General features: G+C 60.6%; 21 protein-coding genes and 1 tRNA gene. 13 read left to right on the top strand and 9 right to left on the bottom strand.

From position 1 onward, the window contains the following. Positions 1 to 979, bottom strand: a 979-nt coding sequence (locus EOM25_02685) for an efflux RND transporter periplasmic adaptor subunit (GenBank protein NCC24097.1), incomplete at its 3' end; no start/stop codon positions are given. Positions 980 to 1,059: 80 nt separating this feature from the next. Here EOM25_02685 and EOM25_02680 point away from each other — a divergent pair. From EOM25_02680 to EOM25_02665, 4 genes are all read left to right on the top strand, one after another. Further along, positions 1,060 to 2,241: a phosphoglycerate kinase gene (locus EOM25_02680; protein ID NCC24096.1), complete on the top strand. Its 1,182-nt coding sequence runs from the start codon at positions 1,060 to 1,062 to the stop codon at positions 2,239 to 2,241. A gap of 2 nt (positions 2,242 to 2,243) precedes the next feature. Continuing rightward, positions 2,244 to 2,999, top strand: a complete 756-nt coding sequence (locus EOM25_02675; protein NCC24095.1) for a triose-phosphate isomerase — start codon at positions 2,244 to 2,246, stop codon at positions 2,997 to 2,999. Between the two features lie 43 nt (positions 3,000 to 3,042). Then, complete coding sequence (gene secG, locus EOM25_02670) at positions 3,043 to 3,510, top strand: preprotein translocase subunit SecG (GenBank protein NCC24094.1); 468 nt, start codon at positions 3,043 to 3,045, stop codon at positions 3,508 to 3,510. A gap of 19 nt (positions 3,511 to 3,529) precedes the next feature. Then, positions 3,530 to 3,615, top strand: a tRNA-Leu gene (locus EOM25_02665). A 44-nt stretch (positions 3,616 to 3,659) separates the two neighbouring features. Here EOM25_02665 and EOM25_02660 read toward each other — a convergent pair. From EOM25_02660 to EOM25_02625, 8 genes are all read right to left on the bottom strand, one after another. Next, positions 3,660 to 4,847 carry a mechanosensitive ion channel gene (locus tag EOM25_02660; GenBank protein NCC24093.1) on the bottom strand — a complete coding sequence of 396 codons (1,188 nt, stop codon included), beginning with the start codon at positions 4,845 to 4,847 and terminating at the stop codon, positions 3,660 to 3,662. A 93-nt stretch (positions 4,848 to 4,940) separates the two neighbouring features. Continuing rightward, on the bottom strand, positions 4,941 to 6,074 hold the full coding sequence (gene alr / locus EOM25_02655) for an alanine racemase (GenBank protein NCC24092.1): 1,134 nt from the start codon (positions 6,072 to 6,074) through the stop codon (positions 4,941 to 4,943). Positions 6,075 to 6,091: 17 nt separating this feature from the next. Continuing rightward, positions 6,092 to 6,895, bottom strand: a complete 804-nt coding sequence (locus EOM25_02650; GenBank protein ID NCC24091.1) for a tetratricopeptide repeat protein — start codon at positions 6,893 to 6,895, stop codon at positions 6,092 to 6,094. 24 nt (positions 6,896 to 6,919) lie between these two features. After that, entirely contained in the window at positions 6,920 to 8,041 is a 1,122-nt protein-coding gene (locus EOM25_02645) for a carbamoyl-phosphate synthase small subunit (protein NCC24090.1), read from the bottom strand. Continuing rightward, complete coding sequence (gene kdsB / locus EOM25_02640) at positions 8,041 to 8,775, bottom strand: 3-deoxy-manno-octulosonate cytidylyltransferase (GenBank protein NCC24089.1); 735 nt, start codon at positions 8,773 to 8,775, stop codon at positions 8,041 to 8,043. Before kdsB ends, EOM25_02645 begins: the two co-directional genes overlap by 1 nt. 29 nt (positions 8,776 to 8,804) lie before the next feature. After that, positions 8,805 to 10,118 (bottom strand): 3-deoxy-D-manno-octulosonic acid transferase, encoded by a 1,314-nt coding sequence (locus EOM25_02635; protein NCC24088.1) that lies wholly within the window; start codon positions 10,116 to 10,118, stop codon positions 8,805 to 8,807. Beyond that, positions 10,105 to 11,022, bottom strand: coding sequence for a D-alanine--D-alanine ligase (locus EOM25_02630; protein NCC24087.1), 918 nt, complete (start codon positions 11,020 to 11,022; stop codon positions 10,105 to 10,107). The genes EOM25_02635 and EOM25_02630 overlap by 14 nt, the downstream gene beginning before the upstream one ends. Further along, on the bottom strand, positions 10,979 to 11,578 hold the full coding sequence (locus EOM25_02625; GenBank protein NCC24086.1) for a phosphohydrolase: 600 nt from the start codon (positions 11,576 to 11,578) through the stop codon (positions 10,979 to 10,981). Before EOM25_02625 ends, EOM25_02630 begins: the two co-directional genes overlap by 44 nt. 158 nt (positions 11,579 to 11,736) lie before the next feature. Here EOM25_02625 and EOM25_02620 point away from each other — a divergent pair, with 158 nt between their 5' ends. The 9 genes from EOM25_02620 (at position 11,737) to EOM25_02580 (ending at position 19,782) form a co-directional block, all read left to right on the top strand. Beyond that, entirely contained in the window at positions 11,737 to 11,964 is a 228-nt protein-coding gene (locus tag EOM25_02620) for a HypC/HybG/HupF family hydrogenase formation chaperone (protein ID NCC24085.1), read from the top strand. Further along, the gene (hypD, locus tag EOM25_02615) at positions 11,873 to 13,036 is read left to right on the top strand and encodes a hydrogenase formation protein HypD (protein NCC24084.1); all 1,164 of its coding nucleotides are present in this window, start codon (positions 11,873 to 11,875) and stop codon (positions 13,034 to 13,036) included. The genes EOM25_02620 and hypD overlap by 92 nt, the downstream gene beginning before the upstream one ends. 8 nt (positions 13,037 to 13,044) lie before the next feature. Then, a complete protein-coding gene (gene hypE / locus EOM25_02610) occupies positions 13,045 to 14,049 on the top strand; it encodes a hydrogenase expression/formation protein HypE (GenBank protein ID NCC24083.1) in 1,005 nt (334 codons plus the stop codon). Between the two features lie 58 nt (positions 14,050 to 14,107). Further along, a complete protein-coding gene (locus EOM25_02605) occupies positions 14,108 to 14,950 on the top strand; it encodes an HlyC/CorC family transporter (GenBank protein NCC24082.1) in 843 nt (280 codons plus the stop codon). After that, positions 14,937 to 16,499, top strand: coding sequence for an apolipoprotein N-acyltransferase (gene lnt / locus EOM25_02600; protein ID NCC24081.1), 1,563 nt, complete (start codon positions 14,937 to 14,939; stop codon positions 16,497 to 16,499). The genes EOM25_02605 and lnt overlap by 14 nt, the downstream gene beginning before the upstream one ends. After that, positions 16,496 to 17,617 (top strand): peptide chain release factor 2, encoded by a 1,122-nt coding sequence (locus EOM25_02595; protein NCC24080.1) that lies wholly within the window; start codon positions 16,496 to 16,498, stop codon positions 17,615 to 17,617. Before lnt ends, EOM25_02595 begins: the two co-directional genes overlap by 4 nt. Further along, complete coding sequence (locus EOM25_02590; GenBank protein ID NCC24079.1) at positions 17,604 to 18,473, top strand: GGDEF domain-containing protein; 870 nt, start codon at positions 17,604 to 17,606, stop codon at positions 18,471 to 18,473. Before EOM25_02595 ends, EOM25_02590 begins: the two co-directional genes overlap by 14 nt. Positions 18,474 to 18,513: 40 nt before the next feature. Beyond that, on the top strand, positions 18,514 to 19,329 hold the full coding sequence (locus tag EOM25_02585) for a MinD/ParA family protein (GenBank protein NCC24078.1): 816 nt from the start codon (positions 18,514 to 18,516) through the stop codon (positions 19,327 to 19,329). Between the two features lie 177 nt (positions 19,330 to 19,506). Next, on the top strand, positions 19,507 to 19,782 hold the full coding sequence (locus tag EOM25_02580; protein NCC24077.1) for an integration host factor subunit beta: 276 nt from the start codon (positions 19,507 to 19,509) through the stop codon (positions 19,780 to 19,782). Positions 19,783 to 19,791 lie beyond the last annotated feature (9 nt).

The raw sequence follows: 19,791 nt of genomic DNA, 5'->3' as shown, positions 1-19,791 counted from the left end.
GGGTGACCAGGGCCTCGGTTCCGGCGGCCAACCCATTGTCCTCCTGGAGACGTATTCGAATCGGAACCGTCCTGGAGGTGGCGTCGGCCTGGGGAATGATGGTCCTGATACGGCCCTGCAGGATATTTCCACTGACCGTGACCTGAACTGCGGCTCCAATGCTCAAATAGGGCAAATATCTCTGAGGCAGGGGCACCTCGACCTCCAGAACTTCATTGTCGGCCACCCGAACCACGAGGCCCCCGACGGGGAGCCACTCTCCGACCTCGACACCCTTCTCGAGCACCACCCCATCGAAATCGGCTTGAATGGTCCGTTTCTCGCGTTCCAACATTCTGCCCGCAAGTTCGGCTCGCCTGGAGGCAAGTCTGCTCTCCAGGCCGGCCGTGGCCAGCCTAGAGTCGTCGAAAGTATGTTCGGCCACGTTTCCACTCTCGAAAAGTTCCTGGTGGCGTTCGTACAGCTTTCTGGCCAATTCCAGACGAGTGTCGACCTCCTCGACCTCCATTTCCAACGCCAGGATTGCCTTGTCCAGAAGGTCCGTGTTCAGCCGGGCCAGCACTTGGCCCCTGCGAACCCGGTCTCCGACCTCCACGCCGACCTCGCGGACCTTGCCGGCCACCTCGGCGGCCATGGCGGAATTCCGGACAAAGTGGAGAGTGCCCACGAAATCGGCCTCCGGTGCCAAATCCATAACCTCGACCGCCTCGACGACCACCGGGGCCGGAGGCGGGGCCTTATCTTCCGAAGCGGCCCAGGCAAGGGCATTGTGCAGGATGACTGCGCAAAAAAACAAAGCCGAAAGCATACCGCGTCGCATCGATGCGTTCTCCTTGGAGATGTCGAGCCGTCGCCCCGGATGAGGCCTGAAACGGGAAACCGGTCCCCGCCCGAACAAGAGAGGGATGATGAAGAATATCCCGCAAAGAATCAACCATCGGCTTGACCGTTCCCGCCGGTCGTTCTGGGCCCTACCCATTGTAAAACGGTCGGTTCTGGCCTAAGCAAGAATGGTTTTCGAGCCATCCCCGGCCGGACCATTCCAAACCAGGAGGCATCATGCGCTTTCTCGATCAGATAGACGTGAAGGACAAGGTAGTACTCGTCCGCGTGGACTACAATGTTCCCGTCAAGGACGGACGCATCGTCGACGACAACCGCATCGTTCAAAGCCTGCCGACCCTTCATTACGCCCTGCAGAACGGAGCCGCGATCGTCGCATGCTCCCATCTTGGCAAACCCAAGGGCAAGAACGTGCCCGAACTATCCCTGGCCCCGGTGGCCAAGCGGCTCGGAGAGTTGCTGAACATGAACGTGCCGCTGGCTCCCGACTGCATCGGCCCAGCGGTCGAAACCCTGGTGGCGGGTCTTGCGCCCGGGCAGATTCTCATGCTCGAGAATCTTCGCTTCCATCCCGGAGAGACCGCCAACGACGACGAGTTCTCCAAGGCCCTGGCCAAAGGCGCCCAAGTCTACGTCAACGACGCCTTTGGCGTCTCCCACAGGGCTCACGCCTCGGTGGTCGGCGTGACTCGGCACGTTCCTATCTGTTGTGGCGGGTTTCTCCTGCAAAAGGAATGGCAATACCTGGGCGAGGCCCTGAAGGATCCGGCCCGACCCTTTGTGGCCATTTCCGGTGGGGCCAAGGTCTCGTCAAAGCTTGCGGTTCTCAAATCCCTGCTGGGCAAGGTCGATCGCCTGCTCATCGGCGGGGCCATGGCCAACACCTTTCTCAAGGCCCAGGGCTTTGAGATCGGAAGTTCCCTGGTGGAAAACGACCTTATGGAAGAGGCGCTGAAGATCATGGCCGAGGCCCGGAAACGCGGAGTCAGTCTGTACCTGCCCGTGGACTTCATCATGGGCACCGACCTCAAGGGCGAACTGGCCTCGGGCGTCCGGCCGTACCAGGACGTGCCCCCCGGAGAGATGATTCTGGACACAGGCCCGGCCACCCACGTTCTGTTCTCCGAGGCCCTGAAGGACGCCAAAACCGTCGTCTGGAATGGCCCCATGGGCGCCTTCGAGAACCGGGTCTTTGCCATGGGATCCTACAACCTGGCCTCCGAACTGGCCGCCCTTGATGCCCTGACCATTCTGGGCGGAGGAGAAACCGGGGTCATTGTCAACGACCTGAACATCGCCGACAAGATCTCCTTCCTGTCCACCGGAGGAGGATCGTTCATGGAATTTCTCGAAGGCCGGGAACTGCCTGCCTTCACAGCCCTGGAGGAGTGTGATTGATGATGAAAAAGCTCATGGCCGCCAACTGGAAGATGTATAAGACCCGGACAGAGGCCTCCGAGACCGCCGCAGCCTTGGCTAAAGCCCTTAGTGGAAGGATTCCCGAAAAACGTGAGGTTCTGGTCATTCCTCCCTTTACGGCCATTTCCACCGTCGTAGATGCCCTGGCCGGTGCGCCGGGCTTCTCGGTCGGAGCCCAGAATTTCTACCCCTCGGCCCAGGGGGCTTTCACCGGGGAGATCTGCCCGGACCAGCTCCTGGATCTCGGCTGCTCCTTTGCCCTGACCGGGCACTCCGAACGGAGGCACATACTCGGCGAAACCGACGAGATGGTCGGTCGCAAGACCACCTTCGGCCTCCGGGCCGGCCTGAAAATCATCCTCTGCGTCGGCGAAACCATCGAGGAAAGACGGACCGGCAAGGTCGAGGAGATCCTTCTCGGCCAGCTTCGGGTCGGCACGGCCGATATCCCGACCAGCATCAAAGCCGAATCCCTGACCATCGCCTACGAACCCGTCTGGGCCATCGGAACCGGTGAAGTCGCCCAGCCTGCGGACATCATCACAGCCCACGCCTTTGTCCGCAGGACCATCCTGGAGCTCTTCCCCGAGGTCGGCGCGGACATCCGCATTCTCTACGGCGGCAGTGTCAAGCCCGGGAACTGTAGCGAAATAGTCAATCTTGACAACGTCGACGGTGTACTGGTAGGGGGCGCAGGTTTGGAGGCCGGAAGTCTGACTGACATCGTCCTGGCCTGATCTCCAAACACACAAACCGGTACTCTCGCTCGGAGGAACAACGTTGAACGCCCTTGTCGTCACCATTCACATCATCGCCTGCATCGCTTTGGTCATCCTTGTCCTGCTCCAATCGGGCAAGGAGGGCATGGGCGTCATCTTCGGGGGCGGCAGCAGCTCCCTGTTCGGCAGCAGCGGGGCCGGAGGCATCCTGGCCAAACTCACGGCCGGAGCAGCCGCCCTGTTCTTTCTGACCTCGCTGTCCTTCACCTATCTGAGCACCCAGCGCCATGTAGCCCAGCAGGAGTCCATCGTTCTGGACGCCCCGGCTCCCCTGGCCCCTGCTGCACCGATCCTGCCCTCGGTCGACCAGGTTCCTGTTCCCCCGGCCGAGACTCCCGCCGACATCCAGGCCGAACCCGTCGATGGAAAAAATGCTGGACAACCAGGTTCCGAGCAGGTAGAAAGCGCCCCTTCCCAAGGTGAAACCGTCCAGACCGGCGAAACTCCGGACGAGTCCAAGACGGAATGATCCGATGGGAGAGACCCGTGCCGAGGTGGTGGAACTGGTAGACACGCTATCTTGAGGGGGTAGTGGGCCATGCCCGTGGGGGTTCGAGTCCCCCCCTCGGCACCAATGATAATCAAGCCCTTGCTCCGGCAAGGGCTTTTTTTATTCGTTTATTTCCGTACAGGACCCTCACCGCAGTTCCGGCCGACCAGGGCCAGGCAGTCGGCCCTCTTGTCTCGGCTGGCCTCTCGCTGGAAGACCTTCAGCCCGAAATAGGGCATGGCCGCCAGAACATGGTCGAAGATGTCGGACTGGATTCCTTCGTACTCCGTCCAGGCCGTGACGTTGGTGAAGCAGTAGATCTCCAGGGGCAGTCCCCCTTCGGCCGTGGGTTGAAGCTGACGGACCATCAGCGTCAGATCCTGGCGCAGCCGGGGATTGTGGCGAAGATAGGCTGCCACGTAGGTCCGGAAGAGGCCTATATTGGTCAGTGCCCGGCCATTGACCGGTGAAGAGCCCTCAAGATTGGCGAACCGGACATTGTGTTCCTGTATCTCCCGACGCTTGAATCTGATATACTCAGCCAGAAAATCAACACTGGACAGGGCCTCGAGTTCCTCGTCGGAACAGATGCGGATGCTCGCCTGGTCTACAAGGACCGATCGTTTGATACGCCGCCCCCCGGCCATAGTCATCCCTCGCCAGTTCTTGAAGGAATTTTCCAAAAACTGATGGGTGGGGATGGAGACCAAGGTCTTGTCCCAATTCTGGACCCGGACCGTGTGCAGGGAAATATCCACCACATCCCCGTCGGCCCCGAAATTGGGCATCTCGATCCAGTCCCCCTTGCGAAACAGATCGTAGCTCGCGATCTGCATGCTGGCCACAAAGGACAGGACCGTGTCCTTGAAGATGAGGAGAATGACCGCCGTCAGTGCCCCGATACCGCTCAGAAGCCCCCAGGGACTCTTGTCCAGAATCAGGGACAGGCCCATGACCGTGCCCACGATGTAGATGAACATCTTCACGAGCTGAACATAGCCCTTCAGGGGACGCCTGGTGGAAAGGTCCGAGCTGTCGTAGATGTCCAGGAAGGCCGAAAGGCCCCTATCGACAATGAGGATGAACAGACCCAAGAGGCCGATGTTCAGTATCTTCTCCGCCACCGGCCTGAAACCGCCGAAAAAATCCAGAAGCTGATAGAGAACCACCGCCGGGATGGCCAGGACCAAGGCCCGGACCACCCCGTTGTTGAGCAGGGCATCGTCCCATTTGTTCCGAGATCGGCCGGCCGCCGCGGCCACCAGTCGTCCCAAGAGCCGATCGCCGAGCAGATAGGAGACCAGGGCCACGACCATGGCCAGGCAACCTTTGACCACGGGCTCCCAGAAGTCCCAGGTCCCCAGGGCCAGGATCAACTCGTGCCAGCTCCCTTCGATCGTCACGAAACCTCAGTGCTCCCCGTCGGTGTAGATTCTTCGATTCTGTCCGAGCAGGCAGAAAACCTCATAGGTGATGGTTCCCCACCACCCGGCAAGCTCTTCCGGAGTGATCGGTTCCGGCCCGGGTCCTCCGAGCACCCAGGCCCAGTCGCCGGGAACCGCCTGGAGCAGTCCGGTCACGTCCACGGCCGTCATCTGCATGCAAACCCGGCCGACCACCGGGGCCCGGACCCCATGAACGACCATGGCCCCGGTATTGGACAACACCCTCGGATAATTGTCGGCATACCCGATGCCGACAATGGCCACACGCATGTCCCGGGGAGCGGTGAATGTCAGACCGTAATGGATGCTCCGCCCCCGGGGCAGGTCGTGGACCGAGAGGATCGGGGCCCGAACCTCCATGGCCGGTTTGAGTTCCGAGCCCAGTTCCCGCTCGGCTGTATCGGCCAGTGGATTGGCTCCGTACAAGGCAATGCCCGGCCGGCAGACGTCGAACCAAAGCTCCGGATAGGCCAAGGTGGCCGCGGAATTCGCCAGAGAGACCAGAAACCGGCATCCCCCGGCCCTCAAAGCCTCGCAGGCCGACGCGAACTCCCGACCCTGGGCCAGGACGTAATCGCGGCCCTGAGCCTCGTCGGCCACGGCCAGATGGGAACAGACCATGACCGGACGGATCCCCGGGTAATCACGCAGCAAACCAAGCAGCTCAACCATATCCCCGACTCCGAACCCGAGCCGGGACATTCCCGTATCGAACTTCAGAGCCACTTCCAGTTCGCGCCCCCTACTTTTACAGGCCTCGCCGAGAAGACCCAGGGTCCTTCGGTCGTGAACCATGGGTGTGATCCTGTATTCCCAGAGGGCGTCGATCTCTTCGGGATCCAAGATTCCCAAAAGGGCCAGAATCCGGCCTTCAAAGGGTGTCAGGCGCAGGGCTACAGACTCGTGGACCGTGCCCACGGCAAGCATCTCCGCCCCGGCCTGGGCCAGCACCGCGGCCGCCGGACCCAGGCCGTGGCCATAGGCGTCGGCCTTGATCACCGGCATAATTTGACCGGCCCGGAAGGCCAGAAAACGATAGTTGCTCCGCAGACGATCGAGCCGAATCTCCGTTCGGACATGGCTGTACCAGATGCTCATAATGATCTCTCCCGGTCTCAGCCGTTCATCATCCGTTCGGCGTAGGCCTTCATCTTGGCCGCCTCGTCGAAACCCGGATTAAGGGCCAGGGCCTGATCGGCGGCTTCTTTGGCCTGTTCCCACCGCTTCCAGTCGAGATAGACCCGACCGAGGTTAAAGTAGAGAAACTCGTCCCGCAGCGAAGTCTTCAGAGCCAACTGGAAGAAACGCTCGGCCTCGTCGAAGCGCCCGGCCTTGCGCAAAGCGATGGCCAACTTGTTGAAGACATGGGCCGACTTTGGATCGTCCTTGAAGGCGGATTTCAGATAGCGAATGGCGTCGTCATGCAGCCCGGCCTTGAGGAAACGATCTCCCACATCGGCCTTGAGGTCCGGGTTGTGGTCGAATTCCCGACAAAGCTTGTCGAACCAGGCCCGGGCCTCGTCGATCTTGCCCCCGTCCAGGAATTCCTGGCCCTGGTCCAGCCGTTCCTGAATTCTAAGGGCCATCAGTTCGGCTTGGCCCTGGGCCTCCTTTGTCGCCTCCTCGTCCAGGAGGCGGAGAATCTCTCGCACCGTCTCCAGCAGGGCTCGCTCTTCGCCCTGAGAATAGGCGATCTTCAGGGGATAGACCTGCTTGAAGCCCCGGTCGCTGCCAAGCTGGTACACGGCCCACTCGATCTGCTCGCACAGTTCCTCTTTCTCGTGCTTGAGGAGACTGGTCCGCAGAAAAAATTCCAGGCCCTCCTGCAATCCTGTCACCGCTGCCAGAAGTTTTCCCTGCTTGAGCAGGCTATTCACGCCTGACAATTTTTTCTTGCTCTGGACGAAATCCATGGCCATGGGCGACCTCCTCGCGAGTTGCGGCTAACTGGACTGCTCGACCATCTCCCTGAACCGTCGGAAAAAATACCGGCTGTCCCTGGGGCCGGGGGCCGATTCCGGATGGTACTGGACACCCATGACCGGCAGGCTCTTGTGCCGAAAACCCTCCAGGGTGTCGTCATTCAAGTTGGTATGGGTCTGTTCGACGAAATCCAGGTCGGAGATGTCGACGCAGAACCCGTGATTCTGGGACGAAATCTCGATCCGACCAGTGGCCAGATCCTTGACCGGATGGTTGACCCCGTGATGGCCGAACTTGAGCTTATAGCTCCTCCCACCCAGGGCCAGGCCGATGATCTGGTGCCCCAGACAGATGCCGCCCACCGGAAGGTCGCGAATCAGCTCGGACGTCGTCTTGACGGCCCTGCTCAACGCCGCCGGGTCCCCAGGTCCATTGGACAAAAACACGGCCTGAGCTCCGCTGGCCCGAACCTGGTCTGCGGTCCAACCCGGAGGCACGACCAGAAGTTCGAGGCCCTGCTCGTCCAGCAGACGAAGAATATTCCATTTGATTCCAAAATCGAAGACAGCGACTCGGGGCCGGTCGGTTTTCCACGCATGGGCACCTCCCGGAAGGTCCACCGGAACAGGTCGACCATTCTCCCAGACATAGGGTTTGGACGGCGCCACCTCGTCCACGAGATTGGCACCCTCCATGGGAGGCAGGGCCCGGGCCCTTTCGGCCAGAGATGTTTGATCCAGGTCCTCGGTGGACATCATCCCACGCATGGCCCCATGAATCCGCAGATGCCGGGTCAAGGCCCTGGTGTCCACGCCCTCGATACCCATCACCCCACTCTTCGTCAGGTAATCCGGGAGGCTCTCGGTGGCCCGCCAATTGGAGGGGACCCGACAGCACTCCTTGACGATGAAGGCCGCGGCCTGCACTCGGGACGACTCGACGTCCTCGAGGTTGACCCCATAGTTGCCGATAAGCGGGTAGGTCATGCAGACCATCTGTCCCCGATAGGAGGGGTCGGTCAGAATCTCCTGGTATCCGGCCATGCCGGTATTAAAGATGACCTCGCCTCCGGCCTCTCCGGAGCCGGTGAAGGAAGTGCCCTCGAACCGGGTACCGTCTTCAAGGACCAACAATACGCGCATCAAAGCTCCTCCCCAAGGGTACAGGTTATGAAATCAATATCCGAAGGCTTGTCCACGCCTCTAGAGCGATGTTCGGTCAGGGCAACGTGAATCGGAATCCCGGCCTCCAGCAACCGGAGCTGCTCCAGGCATTCAATCCGCTCCAGCAGTCCACGGCCAAGGACGCCGAAGGTTCTCAGAGCCTCCATACGGAATGCGTACAGTCCGACATGGGCCAAAAACCGTTCGTCTTCACCGGAACGGAAAAATGGTATCATGGACCTGGAAAAATACAAAGCCCGACCGTCGGCGGACAAAACAACCTTGACTACGTCAGGATCCGAGGCCTCTTCCCGGCCGACCGCCCGGGCCAGGGTTCCGACCCGGACCTCTTCGGAACAAAAGAGCTCCGCCACTTCCCTGATCATAGCCGGAGGAATAGCCGGCTCGTCGCCCTGAATGTTGATCACCACAGCCGAGTCCGGAATCCCAACGCGATCCGCCGCCTCCAGGATCCGATCCGTGCCTGAGGCGTGGTCCGCGCCGGTCATGACCACAGGGATATCCAATTCCAAGGCCTTGGCCCAGATACGCTCGTCGTCGGTGCAGAGATGAACCGCATGGAGCACCCCGCTGGCCAGAGCCCGATCATAGACATGAGCGAACATAGGCCGGCCATGAATCATGGCCAGAGGTTTGCCCGGAAATCTGGTGGAGGCGAACCGGGCCGGAATGAATCCGTGAAAAACTGGCATGGTTGGAACCTGGGCCGTCAAGGCCCGTGTCAGAGAGTCTTTGGCCCGGAAATGGTGTCTCGGCCTCCAGCAATTCTGTCAAAAAAACCCAAAATCTCACGGGCCGCCTGAGCCGCTCCGCCCCGTCGGGCGGCCATGAAGTCACCAGCACGTTTAAGGATCAGCTCCCGAGCTTCGGGATTCAAGTCCGGAACTCGGACCAAGTCCGCCGCTGATCCGATTTGCAACACCAGACCGAGGTCGATGATCTCCTGTCCTACCCAGGCAAAATTTTTCCAATGGGGGCCGATGACCGGCCGGACCCCGCAGGCCAGTGGCTCGAGAAAATTCTGCCCGCCGCACGGTGCGAGACTGCCGCCGACAAAGGCCCAGGAAGCCCGTGTGTAGGCCTGGCCGAGGCGCCCGAACACATCTCCCAGCAGGATCGTGCCCGGTGGACATGGGGCTTCCATTCTTGACAGGCGGCAGACCGGAAGGTCGGCCGCTATCAGGGCCTTCTCCCAGGACTCGACCCGCTCCATATGCCTGGGAAAGATCGCCGGGATCACCTGCGGATGCCGTCGGGCCAGCTCGGGAAAAACCGGCAGGATGAGGTGCTCCTCCTCCCGACGGAGCGATCCAAAAACGAACAACCCGTTCCCTTCAGCCGTCCATGACGGACCATCACGGTCCGGGACGAGTGGAACCGCTGCCCGGTCGAACTTGATGTTGGACATCCGCTCGACCAAGGCATCGGGAAAGACCGACTGGAATCTGGCCCCGTCGGCCTCGGATACGGCCAAAACCCTGGAAGGCCCTCGACCGGCAAGAAGCCCTCCGAGCCGGACGTATCCCCTCCGGCTCTTCTCGGTCATCCGGCCGTTGACAACCCAGATCTGAACCCCGGCCCGGCGGCAGGCCTCCAGAAGACCCGGCCAAATCTCGGTCTCCAGAAGTATCATCAGATCAATGCCCGCACCCCGAATCAACCCCAGGGAAATGCCAGGGACATCGAAAGGAAAAAACCGGATCTGTACCCGTCCCTCCCAAGATTTGCCTTCGAGGCCCCGAACCAGAATCTCCTCGCCCTGGGCCGTACAGGTTGTCAGAAGAACCCGGAATTCGGTCCCGGGCATGAAGGCCTCAAGGATCTCCAAGGCCAGATAGGCCTCTCCTCCCGAAGCGGCCTGAATCCATATATCCGCAGGCCCCGGCCGGAAACACCATCCCAGCCGATGGGTCCAGCCGGGGCGCAGCCTCGGCAGGAGCAGGGGCAACACCGGAGCGGCCACCCTCCAGAGGGTTGAATACAGAGCCAGGAACACGGCTCCGGCCCATCCGGCTCGCCCCTCAGACCGGGCCATGCCCAAATTTGGTCATGCCCATTTCCAGAAGCCGGGCCAGCAGGGAAGAAAAATCGAGACCAACGGCCTTTGCTGCCCGGGGCAGAAGACTCGTCCTGGTCATCCCCGGAAGAGTATTGACCTCCAGCAGATGGGGCCGGTCATCGTCATCGACAATGAAGTCAGCCCGGCTGTAGTCGGCTAGACCCAAGCAGGCGTGGGCCTTCAGGGACAGCATCTGTATCTCCCTGGTCAGGCCGTCCTCTATGGGTGCCGGACAGATCTCCTCGGCCCCGGCCGGATCGTACTTTTCCCGGTAGTCAAAGAACCGCCCGCTTCTGGGTTTGATCAGGATCAGCGGCAGGGCCTCGCCCCCGAGAACGGCACAGGTTACTTCCCGTCCGGGAACATACTCCTCGAAAATGAGATCACGCCCAGCCAGGGCCGGGTCCTTCAGGGACTGGTCCAGTTCCTGGCGATTCTGGACGATGGACACTCCAACGCTGGAGCCTCCAGCATTGGGTTTGACTACGCACGGAAAGGCCGGAGGGCCGGATTGGGCCTGCCGGCCCGGAGGAACGAAACGCCATCTGGGGGTGGCGATCCCGGCTCGGACGAAAAAATTCTTGGACTGGGCCTTGTTCAGGGCTAACATGGAGGCGGCAGGCCCGGCACCCTGATAGGGCACGCCCAGCCGCTCAAGCAAGGCCTGGACGCTGCCGTCCTCCCCCGGCGTCCCGTGGAGATTCAGATAGGCGAAGTCCATGCTCTGGACGGCCTGGACCAAGGCGCCCCACCCTTCAATGAGATCAAAACAGGTCACCTCGTGGCCCAAGGCGGCCAGGGACGGACCGATCTGTTCGGCCCCGGCCAGGGAGACCTCACGCTCCTCGGACCATCCCCCGGCGATCAAAAGTATGCGCATGCAGGGACACTCCCGTTCTCTGTTCGAGTTCACGTTCAATGTGCGTAGTCTGGTCGAAGGACTTGGCAATGTGGCTCTTGGACCGTTCGTTGATCCCATACCGGATCAGGAGATCCTCCTTGCGCTCCTGAAGGGATACCACCTGGTCGTGACGAACCCGCTTGTCACTGTAGATGATGACCAATGGCAGAAAAAAGGCATCAAGATCGATTCGTCCCGGCCAGAACACGTGATGAATCACTCCCTGGGCCACCAGGGGGTTTCCGGTCAAGTTCATGACCCAGGCCCCGCCCAGTTGATTGTGATGGCCGCCGTGGCGGATGGTGTAGGACTTGGCTAGGTCGTGGAGCAGGGCCGAGGCCCGGACCGCTCGCCGCAGATAATCGTTCTCGGTCCCTGGACTGGCCATCTCGGCCAGAGCCGAAGCCACCCGGGCCACGGCCAGACTGTGAACCCTGACGTTGTCCAGCATCTCATACTCGTCCCACCACGCCTGGCACTGTCCGTCGCTCGGAATGGGAAACGTCTCATCGAGGGCCACCGGCACAGGAGACAAATCAGGACTGAAGGGATCTTTCATGATGAAAAAAACGGCTTGGAACCAACGGTCTCTCTAAACGGCTCAAAACACATCGGGCCAAACTCGATGTTGACGCCCGACAGATCAAGACTTACCAACTCCTCCAGCAAAAAGCAAAATGGAGGTTTTCGGTCATGTGCCTGGCTGTTCCCATGGAAATCACATCCCTCGACGGCGACATCGCCACAGTCGAGGTCGGCGGAGTCACGAACCAGGTCCGTCTGGATATCGTCGATCGCCGACCCGAACTGGGCGATTACGTCATCGTCCATGCCGGCTTTGCCCTTCGCTGCATGGATCGAGCGGAAGGCCGGGAAACCCTTCGACTTTTTGAGGAAGGTCTACAGCTTGAACTTCTCTGAACCATATCACGATCCGGAAATTTGCGGAAAAGTCCTGGAGGCCATTCGGGCGGAAATCGACAGACCCTTGCGTTTCATGGAAGTCTGCGGCACCCACACCGTGGCCATCTTCAGAAGCGGCGTCCGCAGTCTCCTGCCACCGGAGATCGTCCATGTCTCTGGCCCGGGCTGCCCGGTCTGCGTCACTCACGAACGCGAGGTGGCGGCATTTCTGGATATCGCCGGACGAAGCGACGTGATCGTGGCCACCTTCGGGGATCTTATGCGCGTCCCCGGACCCAAAGGGGCCAACTTGAAGTCCATGCAGGCCGAGGGGGCCCGCATCTCCGTGGTCTACTCCCCCTTCGACGCCCTTGACCTAGCCCGCCGCCATCCGAACAGCCAGATCGTCTTTCTGGGCATCGGGTTTGAAACCACCGCTCCGACAGTGGCGGCCACGGTCCTCATGGCCCGCCAGGAGGGCCTGAAAAATTTTTCGGTTCTACCTCTGCACAAACTCGTCCCGCCAGCCCTGGAGGCCCTTCTGGCCGTGGAGGACCTGGGAGTGAACGCCTTCATGCTCCCGGGACATGTCTCGACCATCATCGGACTCAAGCCATACCTTTTCCTGGCCGAACGGCACGGCCTGCCCGGAGTCGTGACCGGATTCGAACCCCTGGACATCCTCCAGGCCCTCTTGATCATGATCCGCCAGCGGAAAACCGACAAACCCACCATCGTCAACAACTACAAACGGGCCGTGTCTGACAACGGCAACCCCAAGGCCCGGCAGATCATGAACCAGGTTTTCGACACGACCGACGCCCTGTGGAGAGGCATCGGTCTCATCCCGGGTTCCGGATTAGCCATGCGCCCCGAATTTGAAACTTTCAACGCCTTTTCCCGCCTGGGGCTCCAACTGCCCGAAGTCCCAGAACTTCCCGGCTGCCGGTGCGGCGACGTCCTCCGGGGGCGGATCGCCCCCAACCAATGTCCCTTGTTCGCCAAGGCCTGCACCCCTGCCAACCCCATCGGCCCGTGCATGGTTTCCACCGAAGGATCCTGCGCCGCCTATTACAAGTACTCCATTTGACAACTATGATGCACGACAAAGTACTCCTCGACTACGGCAGTGGAGGCAAGGCCTCCCAGCGGCTTGTCTCCGAGATGTTCCTCCGCCACCTCGGAAACGACTATCTGAACCGGCTGGATGACGCGGCCCTGCTGGACATCTCCGGACCCCTGTCCATGAGCACGGACACCTACACCGTGGACCCCATATTCTTTCCCGGGGGGGACATCGGATCCTTGGCCGTACACGGCACGGTCAACGACGTGGCCATGCTCGGGGCCCGACCTAGGTTTCTGACCTGTGGCCTCATTCTGGAGGAAGGCCTGCCCATGGACGTTCTGGAACGGATCGTGTCCTCCATGGGCCGGGCCGCCGAAAAAGCCGGAGTCTTCATCGTCGGAGGAGACACCAAGGTCGTTCCACACGGCACCGCGGACAAAATCTTCATCAACACCACCGGCATCGGCGAGGTCGTGGCCCAACCCGTTCCCAGCGGACACAATGCCCGACCCGGTGACGCCATACTCCTCAGCGGATCCATGGGCGACCATGGACTGACCATCCTCTCCCAACGCGAAGGTCTGACCTTCGAGTCGCCGGTGACGAGCGATTCGGCGGCCCTGAACCACATGATCCTCGATCTGGTGACCAAACTGACCGAGGTCCATGTTCTGCGTGATCCGACACGGGGCGGTCTGGCTACCACTCTCTGCGAAATCGCCCGCCAGTCCAAGACCGGCCTCATGGTCGAGGAGACAAAGATCCTTGTCCGGCGCGAAGTTGCCGGGGGATGTTCCTTCTTGGGGCTCGATCCCCTCTACCTGGCCAACGAAGGCAAGTGTATCTGCATCCTGCCCGAAGATCAGGCCAATGCGGCCCTGGAGATCATGCGCATCCACCCCGAAGGCCTGGAGGCCTGCCGCATCGGCCACGTGACCGGCGAGCATCCTGGCAAGGTCGTCCTAAAAACTAAGCTCGGCGGCCACCGCCTCCTGGACATGCTCGAGGGGGAACAACTCCCCCGAATCTGCTGATGAAGCCCCGGAAACAACACTCCCGGGCTTCGACAATAAACCCCCAAGGCAAGGAGGTATGATGGACGATGCGTCCGGCGGTCGATGGTGGACCGCCCTTCGCCACATGTTGGGAGGTCGTTCCGACACGGCCATCGAGGAGGCCATCCAGGATGCCAGGGACGACGGCGAACTAGAGAGGAAAGAGGCCTCAATGCTTCTGAATGTCCTCCGGATGGAGGACACCCTGGCCCGCGAGATCATGGTCCCCCGAACCCGGGTCATCTTCGGGGACACGGACCAATCACTGGAGGAAATGGCCCAGCTCTTCATCGATTCGGGCTACTCCAGGGTCCCGGTGTTCAGGGAAAGCAAGGACGACATCGTGGGCATCATCCACGTCAAGGATCTGCTCAAGGCCTTCACCGGCCAGACCGAACCCCGGCCGAGCCTGGAATCTCTCCTTCGTCCGGCGCACTTTTTCCAGGAAGACACAAATCTCAAGAATCTGCTCCTCGACTTCCAGGCCAAGAAAACCCATCTGGGCATCGCCCAGGACGAGTACGGGGGAACTTCAGGCATCGTGACCATGGAGGACATCCTAGAGGAGATCGTCGGTGAAATCGAGGACGAGTACGACGTCCCAGGCCCGGCATCGATCCAGGAACTCCGGGACGGCAAGCTCCTTGTCTCCGGCCTGACCTCCCTGGACGACCTGAATCAGATGATCGCCCCGCCCCTTGAGTCCGAGCAGGTCGAGACCCTCGGGGGATTCGTCAGCGAAATCGCCGGCCGGGTCCCCCGCAAGCAGGAAAACTTCGTTGCCAACGGCCACAGCATGACTATCAAGGACGCCGACGATCGGCACGTTCGCTGGATCGTCGTCACCCCGGCCGGCAGAAAGACCGATGAAATGGATTGAACCCAAATCCGACCGGACCCGCACCGTCCTTTTGGCGGCCATGGCCACCGTCGGAGCCTGGTTCGGTTTTCCCAACCATCTGCTCCATCTCCCCTGGCTGGTCCTTCTTTTGCCCTTGGCCCTTTTTATGGCCGCCGAAATTCCCGGGAGCGGCAAGTCTGTCTTTCTTCGCGGCCTCTTGATCGGGACCGCCGCCCACACCGCGGCCCTCTACTGGATCGTCATTCCGGTCAGTTTCCACGGTGGGATCCCCCTGCCACTGGCCCTGCCCTGTCCGGTACTGCTCGGGTGCTATCTGGGCCTGTTCTCCGGGATGTTCACCCTGTGCTGTCGATGGGTTCTTCAGTCTCTGCCGACTTGGTCCTCGGCTCTGGCCGCAGGTCTGATCTGGTACTTCACTGAACTTTTCCAGAACATGATTCCGGTCGGGTTTCCATGGCTCGTGCTCCCCTCGGCCCTGACCTTCACCCCCTGGGCCATCCAGGGGGCGGGCATCATCGGAACCAACGCCCTGTCAGGACTGCTGGCCGTTACCGCCGTCCTCCTGGGCCAGGCCCTTCGCAAGCCTCTGTTCCTCATCCCGGCAGCCGCCATCTGCATGGGCCTCTTCCTCTTCGGAACCCGGGCCCTGGAATCAGCCTCCCGGCCCGAAAGCAGCTTCTCTGTGGCTCTGGTTCAAGGCAATATCGACCAGGACCAGAAATGGGATGAGGCATTCCAGGACTTCACCGTCACCAAGTACCTGACCCTGACTGATCAGGCCCTGGAAGCCTCACCCGAGGTGATCATCTGGCCCGAGACGGCCATGCCCTTTTATTTTCAGGACATGGCCGACCAGTCCCTGCGGATTCGAGAATACGTGCGGCAGCATGGGTTCCTTCTCCTGACCGGCACTCCCGGCTACACCTTCACGAGCTTCGACCCGCCCGAATACGTCATCCACAACCGCCTGATCAGTTTGGCCCCAAACGGATCCATGGACTTCTACGACAAGGAACGCCTGGTTCCCTTCGGGGAATACGTGCCCCTGGGTCGATTCATTCCCTTCATCGGCAAGCTGACCCAGGGCGACCTGGACTTCAGTCCCGGCCGAAATGCCGCCCCCCTGATACATGGATCGGCCCGCATGGGCGGGCTCATCTGTTTCGAGGCCATTTTCCCATCCCTCGGCGTTGAACGGGTGAAAAAAGGGGCCAATGTGCTGGTCAACGTCAGCAATGACGCCTGGTTCGGTCGGTCCTCAGCCCTGCTCCAACATCTGGCCCTTGCCTCGCTGAGGGCTGTCGAAACGAACCGATTCCTGATCAGGGCCACCAACACAGGGATTTCCGCCATCATTGACAACTCCGGTCGGATTTTGAGACAAACGTCATCTTTCCAGGATGCCGTTCTCGTCCATCAAGACGTCGGCCTTGTGGAAAAGCCCTCGATATTTGCCCGCGTGTCCCGACCGCTTCCCTTCATCCTTCTGGCCCTGGCCACGGCCCTCGCCTGCTGGGGCTGGTTGCGGACAAAACAAGCGGTCGGCCGCCACTCCAGCGCAGGATGAATAGCCTATGTTTCAGCTTTCGGATCTCCGGTCCAGATTCAACGCCTTTTCCCGCTCCTTCTCCGACTTCTGGAGGCGTCTTTGACCGGGCCAGCCTCCAAAGACGTTTGGATGAAATCGAAAAAAAGCTCAGCCAACCAGGGGCCTGGGACCATCCGGAAAAGCTAACTCCGGATCTGCGCGAAAAACGTCTCCTGTCCGAACGCCTCGAGCTCTGGAACTCGCTCGACTCGGCCCACTCCAACGTCCAGGAATGGATGGCCATGGCCGAGGAGGAGCGATCCCAGGAGGCCCTCGAGGCACTGAACGAAGCATTGGACCTCCTCGAGACAACACAGGAAAACGTTGAACTGGAGACGCTCCTATCCGGGCCAGGTGACGAAAACGACGCCATCCTCGAAATCCACCCGGGTGCCGGAGGCACCGAGGCCCAGGACTGGGCCGAAATGCTTCTGCGCATGTACCGACGCTGGGCCGACGACCGTGGCCTCAAGGTCGATGTCCTGGACTTCCTCCCGGGTGAGGAGGCCGGCATCAAGAGCATCACCCTGCAGATCGCCGGGCCCAGGGCCTACGGGCTGCTGCGTGGTGAAAAGGGCATCCATCGCCTTATTCGCATCTCACCCTTTGACGCATCCGGTCGCCGCCACACATCCTTCGCCTCGGTGGATGTCTATCCTCAAGCCGGGCAGGACATCAAAATAGAGGTCCGTGAGGAGGACCTCCGGATCGACACCTTCCGATCCAGCGGCCCGGGCGGCCAGTCGGTCAACACCACCAGTTCGGCCGTGCGCATTACCCACATGCCCTCGGGCATCGTTGTGCAATGCCAGGATGAGAAGTCCCAGCTCCGCAACAAGGAATCGGCCATGAAGATCCTCAAGGCCCGCCTGTACGACCGGGAACTCCAAAAAATCCAGGACGAGCGCCAGGCCGAGTACGACTCCAAAAACGCCATCGCCTGGGGGAGCCAAATCAGAACCTATACCCTCCAACCCTACCAACTGGTCAAAGACCACCGCACCGGCCACGAGGAGGGAAATGTGGATGCAGTTTTGAACGGCCGCATCGACCCGTTCATCAAGAACTACCTGCTGACCGTCCATGACCGATCCTGACCGGAATCCGGCTCTTCCGAACGACGAAGGCCGACTCTTTTCCGAGATCGAGGATCTGGCCGAAAGAATTAGCAGACAGGATGCTTCGGCCCTGAGCAAGGGTCCGGTAATGGCCCTCATTCGCCTGCTCTCCGGAACCTTGTGGGAACAATGGCCAAGGAGAAGCGCCGAGCTCGGCCTCCAGAACTGGCTGGCCATCTCCTTGCCGCCGGACAGATATCCGCTGCTCCGACGTCTTCAGGAACAGCTCGACGAGCTTGCCCGGGCCAGGGATCTGGACGGATTGACCGGGCTGCCCAACCGTCGGGCTTTCGACAGGGCTCTGACCCTTGAGAGGAGACGATCGGCTCGGCTTAAGCTCCCCCTGACCCTGTGCATCCTCGACCTCGACAACTTCAAAACCTTGAACGACGTCCACGGGCATCCCTGCGGCGACACAATCCTCCGGACCATGGCCCAGATTCTGCAAGAAGAGACTCGGCAGACCGACACCTGCGCCCGACTGGGCGGGGAGGAATTCGGCCTGGTCCTCTCCGGCACGGGACTGGCCCGATCCAAGCAGCTTTTGGAACGGATTCGGGAACGGGTCGTTTCCACCCGGGTATTCTGTCATGAGTCCGCCCCCGAAGTCGGCTTTTCGTTTTCGGCCGGAATGGCCGGGCACAGAGGCAAGGCCGACGTCGCTGAAGACGCCCTCTACAGGGCTGCCGATGAAGCCTTGTACCGGGCCAAGGCCGCGGGTCGTGACCGAGTAGAGGCCGCCCCGATCATGGACATTCCGACCCGTTCCGACGAGACGCTGGTCCTGGCCGACGAAAAACGCTTCCTGTTCGACCTCGAAAACGGCTCCGGATGATTCCCTGAATTTCGACCGACACCCTTCAACCCCGAACACCATGACCCAAGATTCGAACAAAACGTACAGCATGGCCATCGCCAGCGGCAAGGGCGGCGTGGGCAAGACCAGCATTGCTCTGAACCTGGCCTATGCACTGCACGACCTCGGCCATTCGCTCATTCTGATGGATTCCGACCTCGGGCTGGCAAACCTCGACGTCATGCTCGGGGTCAACCCCGGACGAAATCTGCAGGACCTCCTCTCCCCTGAGATCCAGGCCGAGGACGTCATTCTTGAACTCGAGCCCACGGGCCTGCATATGCTGCCCTCGGCATCGGGAGTGGCTGATCTTGTGGAGATGGACGAGGATGTCCAGGACATCATTCTCGGCAAACTGAACACGATCTTTAACCGCTACGACTATCTTGTTCTCGACCTCGGGGCCGGCATCGGCCCGACGGTCCTGGCCTTTGCCTCCATGCCCCAGGAACGTATCGTCGTCGTCACCCCCGAGCCCACGTCCCTCACAGACGGCTATGCCCTCATCAAAGTCTTGTCGTCCAAATACGGCATCCGCCATTTCCAGGTCATCGTGAACATGGCCGAGGACGAACGCGAAGCCCGCCGAACCTTCAACAGACTGAACGCGGCCTGCGAACAGTTCATCGGTCACGGCGTGACCTGGCTGGGTCTGGTCCGTCAGGACAAGAATCTGCCCGAGGCCATCCGCCGCCAGAAGCCACTGCTGCGCATGGCCCCGGATTGCCCGGCCAGCGAAGACATCCGCAAGATCGCCTCCCGTCTGGACAGACAGCGGCAGGATCTCATGCACCTCATCGCCAAATCTCCCATCCTCAAAGCCCCCGCCCTGTGATCTTGAACGTGTTTTTTTTCTGGCAACAAAATCGGACCGATCAATGCTTGCATTTTCTAAATGAATTGCCCATAGTTACTTGAAACGTTCGACGTCGAACCCTCCTAGGAACGTTTTCCGGGAACCGGAGGTTGACGTTTTCATCGCCGACTCTTCCAGAACATCAGCGAGGCATTCATGAACAAGAGCGAACTGATCAAGGCCCTGGCCGAGGAACACCGCATCCCCGTTGAAGAGGCCACTGTCGTGGTTAATACCTTCTTCGACGCCATCAAGGACTCCCTGGTGGCCGGCCAACGAGTCGAAATCCGTGGATTTGGTAGCTTCAAGATCAAGGAGTATGAGGGCTACAGGGGCCGCAACCCCAAGACCGGGGAAAAGGTCGATGTCAAATCCAAACGACTGCCTTTTTTCCGCCCCGGCAAGGAACTGAAGGAATACGTCAACTCCTAAGCACGGACG

Source organism: Deltaproteobacteria bacterium (assembly GCA_009929795.1).
GTDB lineage: Bacteria > Desulfobacterota > Desulfovibrionia > Desulfovibrionales > Desulfomicrobiaceae > RZZR01.
Note: the sequence above shows the minus strand (reverse complement) of the source record. Positions and strands in the feature narration are given on the sequence as shown.

What these genes read in the sequence shown, in the direction of transcription:
- EOM25_02590 (NCC24079.1), top strand. Translation starts at nt 17,604, where the DNA reads ATGACCGATCCTGACCGGAATCCGGCTCTTCCGAACGACGAAGGCCGA.
- EOM25_02650 (NCC24091.1), bottom strand. Translation starts at nt 6,895, where the DNA reads ATGGCCATGGATTTCGTCCAGAGCAAGAAAAAATTGTCAGGCGTGAAT.
- alr (NCC24092.1), bottom strand. Translation starts at nt 6,074, where the DNA reads ATGAGCATCTGGTACAGCCATGTCCGAACGGAGATTCGGCTCGATCGT.
- lnt (NCC24081.1), top strand. Translation starts at nt 14,937, where the DNA reads ATGAAATGGATTGAACCCAAATCCGACCGGACCCGCACCGTCCTTTTG.
- EOM25_02620 (NCC24085.1), top strand. Translation starts at nt 11,737, where the DNA reads ATGTGCCTGGCTGTTCCCATGGAAATCACATCCCTCGACGGCGACATC.
- EOM25_02645 (NCC24090.1), bottom strand. Translation starts at nt 8,041, where the DNA reads ATGCGCGTATTGTTGGTCCTTGAAGACGGTACCCGGTTCGAGGGCACT.
- hypD (NCC24084.1), top strand. Translation starts at nt 11,873, where the DNA reads ATGCCGGCTTTGCCCTTCGCTGCATGGATCGAGCGGAAGGCCGGGAAA.
- EOM25_02660 (NCC24093.1), bottom strand. Translation starts at nt 4,847, where the DNA reads ATGGTCGTGGCCCTGGTCTCCTATCTGCTCGGCGATCGGCTCTTGGGA.
- EOM25_02635 (NCC24088.1), bottom strand. Translation starts at nt 10,118, where the DNA reads ATGGCCCGGTCTGAGGGGCGAGCCGGATGGGCCGGAGCCGTGTTCCTG.
- EOM25_02585 (NCC24078.1), top strand. Translation starts at nt 18,514, where the DNA reads ATGACCCAAGATTCGAACAAAACGTACAGCATGGCCATCGCCAGCGGC.
- EOM25_02580 (NCC24077.1), top strand. Translation starts at nt 19,507, where the DNA reads ATGAACAAGAGCGAACTGATCAAGGCCCTGGCCGAGGAACACCGCATC.
- EOM25_02630 (NCC24087.1), bottom strand. Translation starts at nt 11,022, where the DNA reads ATGCGCATACTTTTGATCGCCGGGGGATGGTCCGAGGAGCGTGAGGTC.
- kdsB (NCC24089.1), bottom strand. Translation starts at nt 8,775, where the DNA reads ATGCCAGTTTTTCACGGATTCATTCCGGCCCGGTTCGCCTCCACCAGA.
- EOM25_02595 (NCC24080.1), top strand. Translation starts at nt 16,496, where the DNA reads ATGAATAGCCTATGTTTCAGCTTTCGGATCTCCGGTCCAGATTCAACG.
- hypE (NCC24083.1), top strand. Translation starts at nt 13,045, where the DNA reads ATGCACGACAAAGTACTCCTCGACTACGGCAGTGGAGGCAAGGCCTCC.
- EOM25_02675 (NCC24095.1), top strand. Translation starts at nt 2,244, where the DNA reads ATGAAAAAGCTCATGGCCGCCAACTGGAAGATGTATAAGACCCGGACA.
- EOM25_02605 (NCC24082.1), top strand. Translation starts at nt 14,108, where the DNA reads ATGATGGACGATGCGTCCGGCGGTCGATGGTGGACCGCCCTTCGCCAC.
- EOM25_02680 (NCC24096.1), top strand. Translation starts at nt 1,060, where the DNA reads ATGCGCTTTCTCGATCAGATAGACGTGAAGGACAAGGTAGTACTCGTC.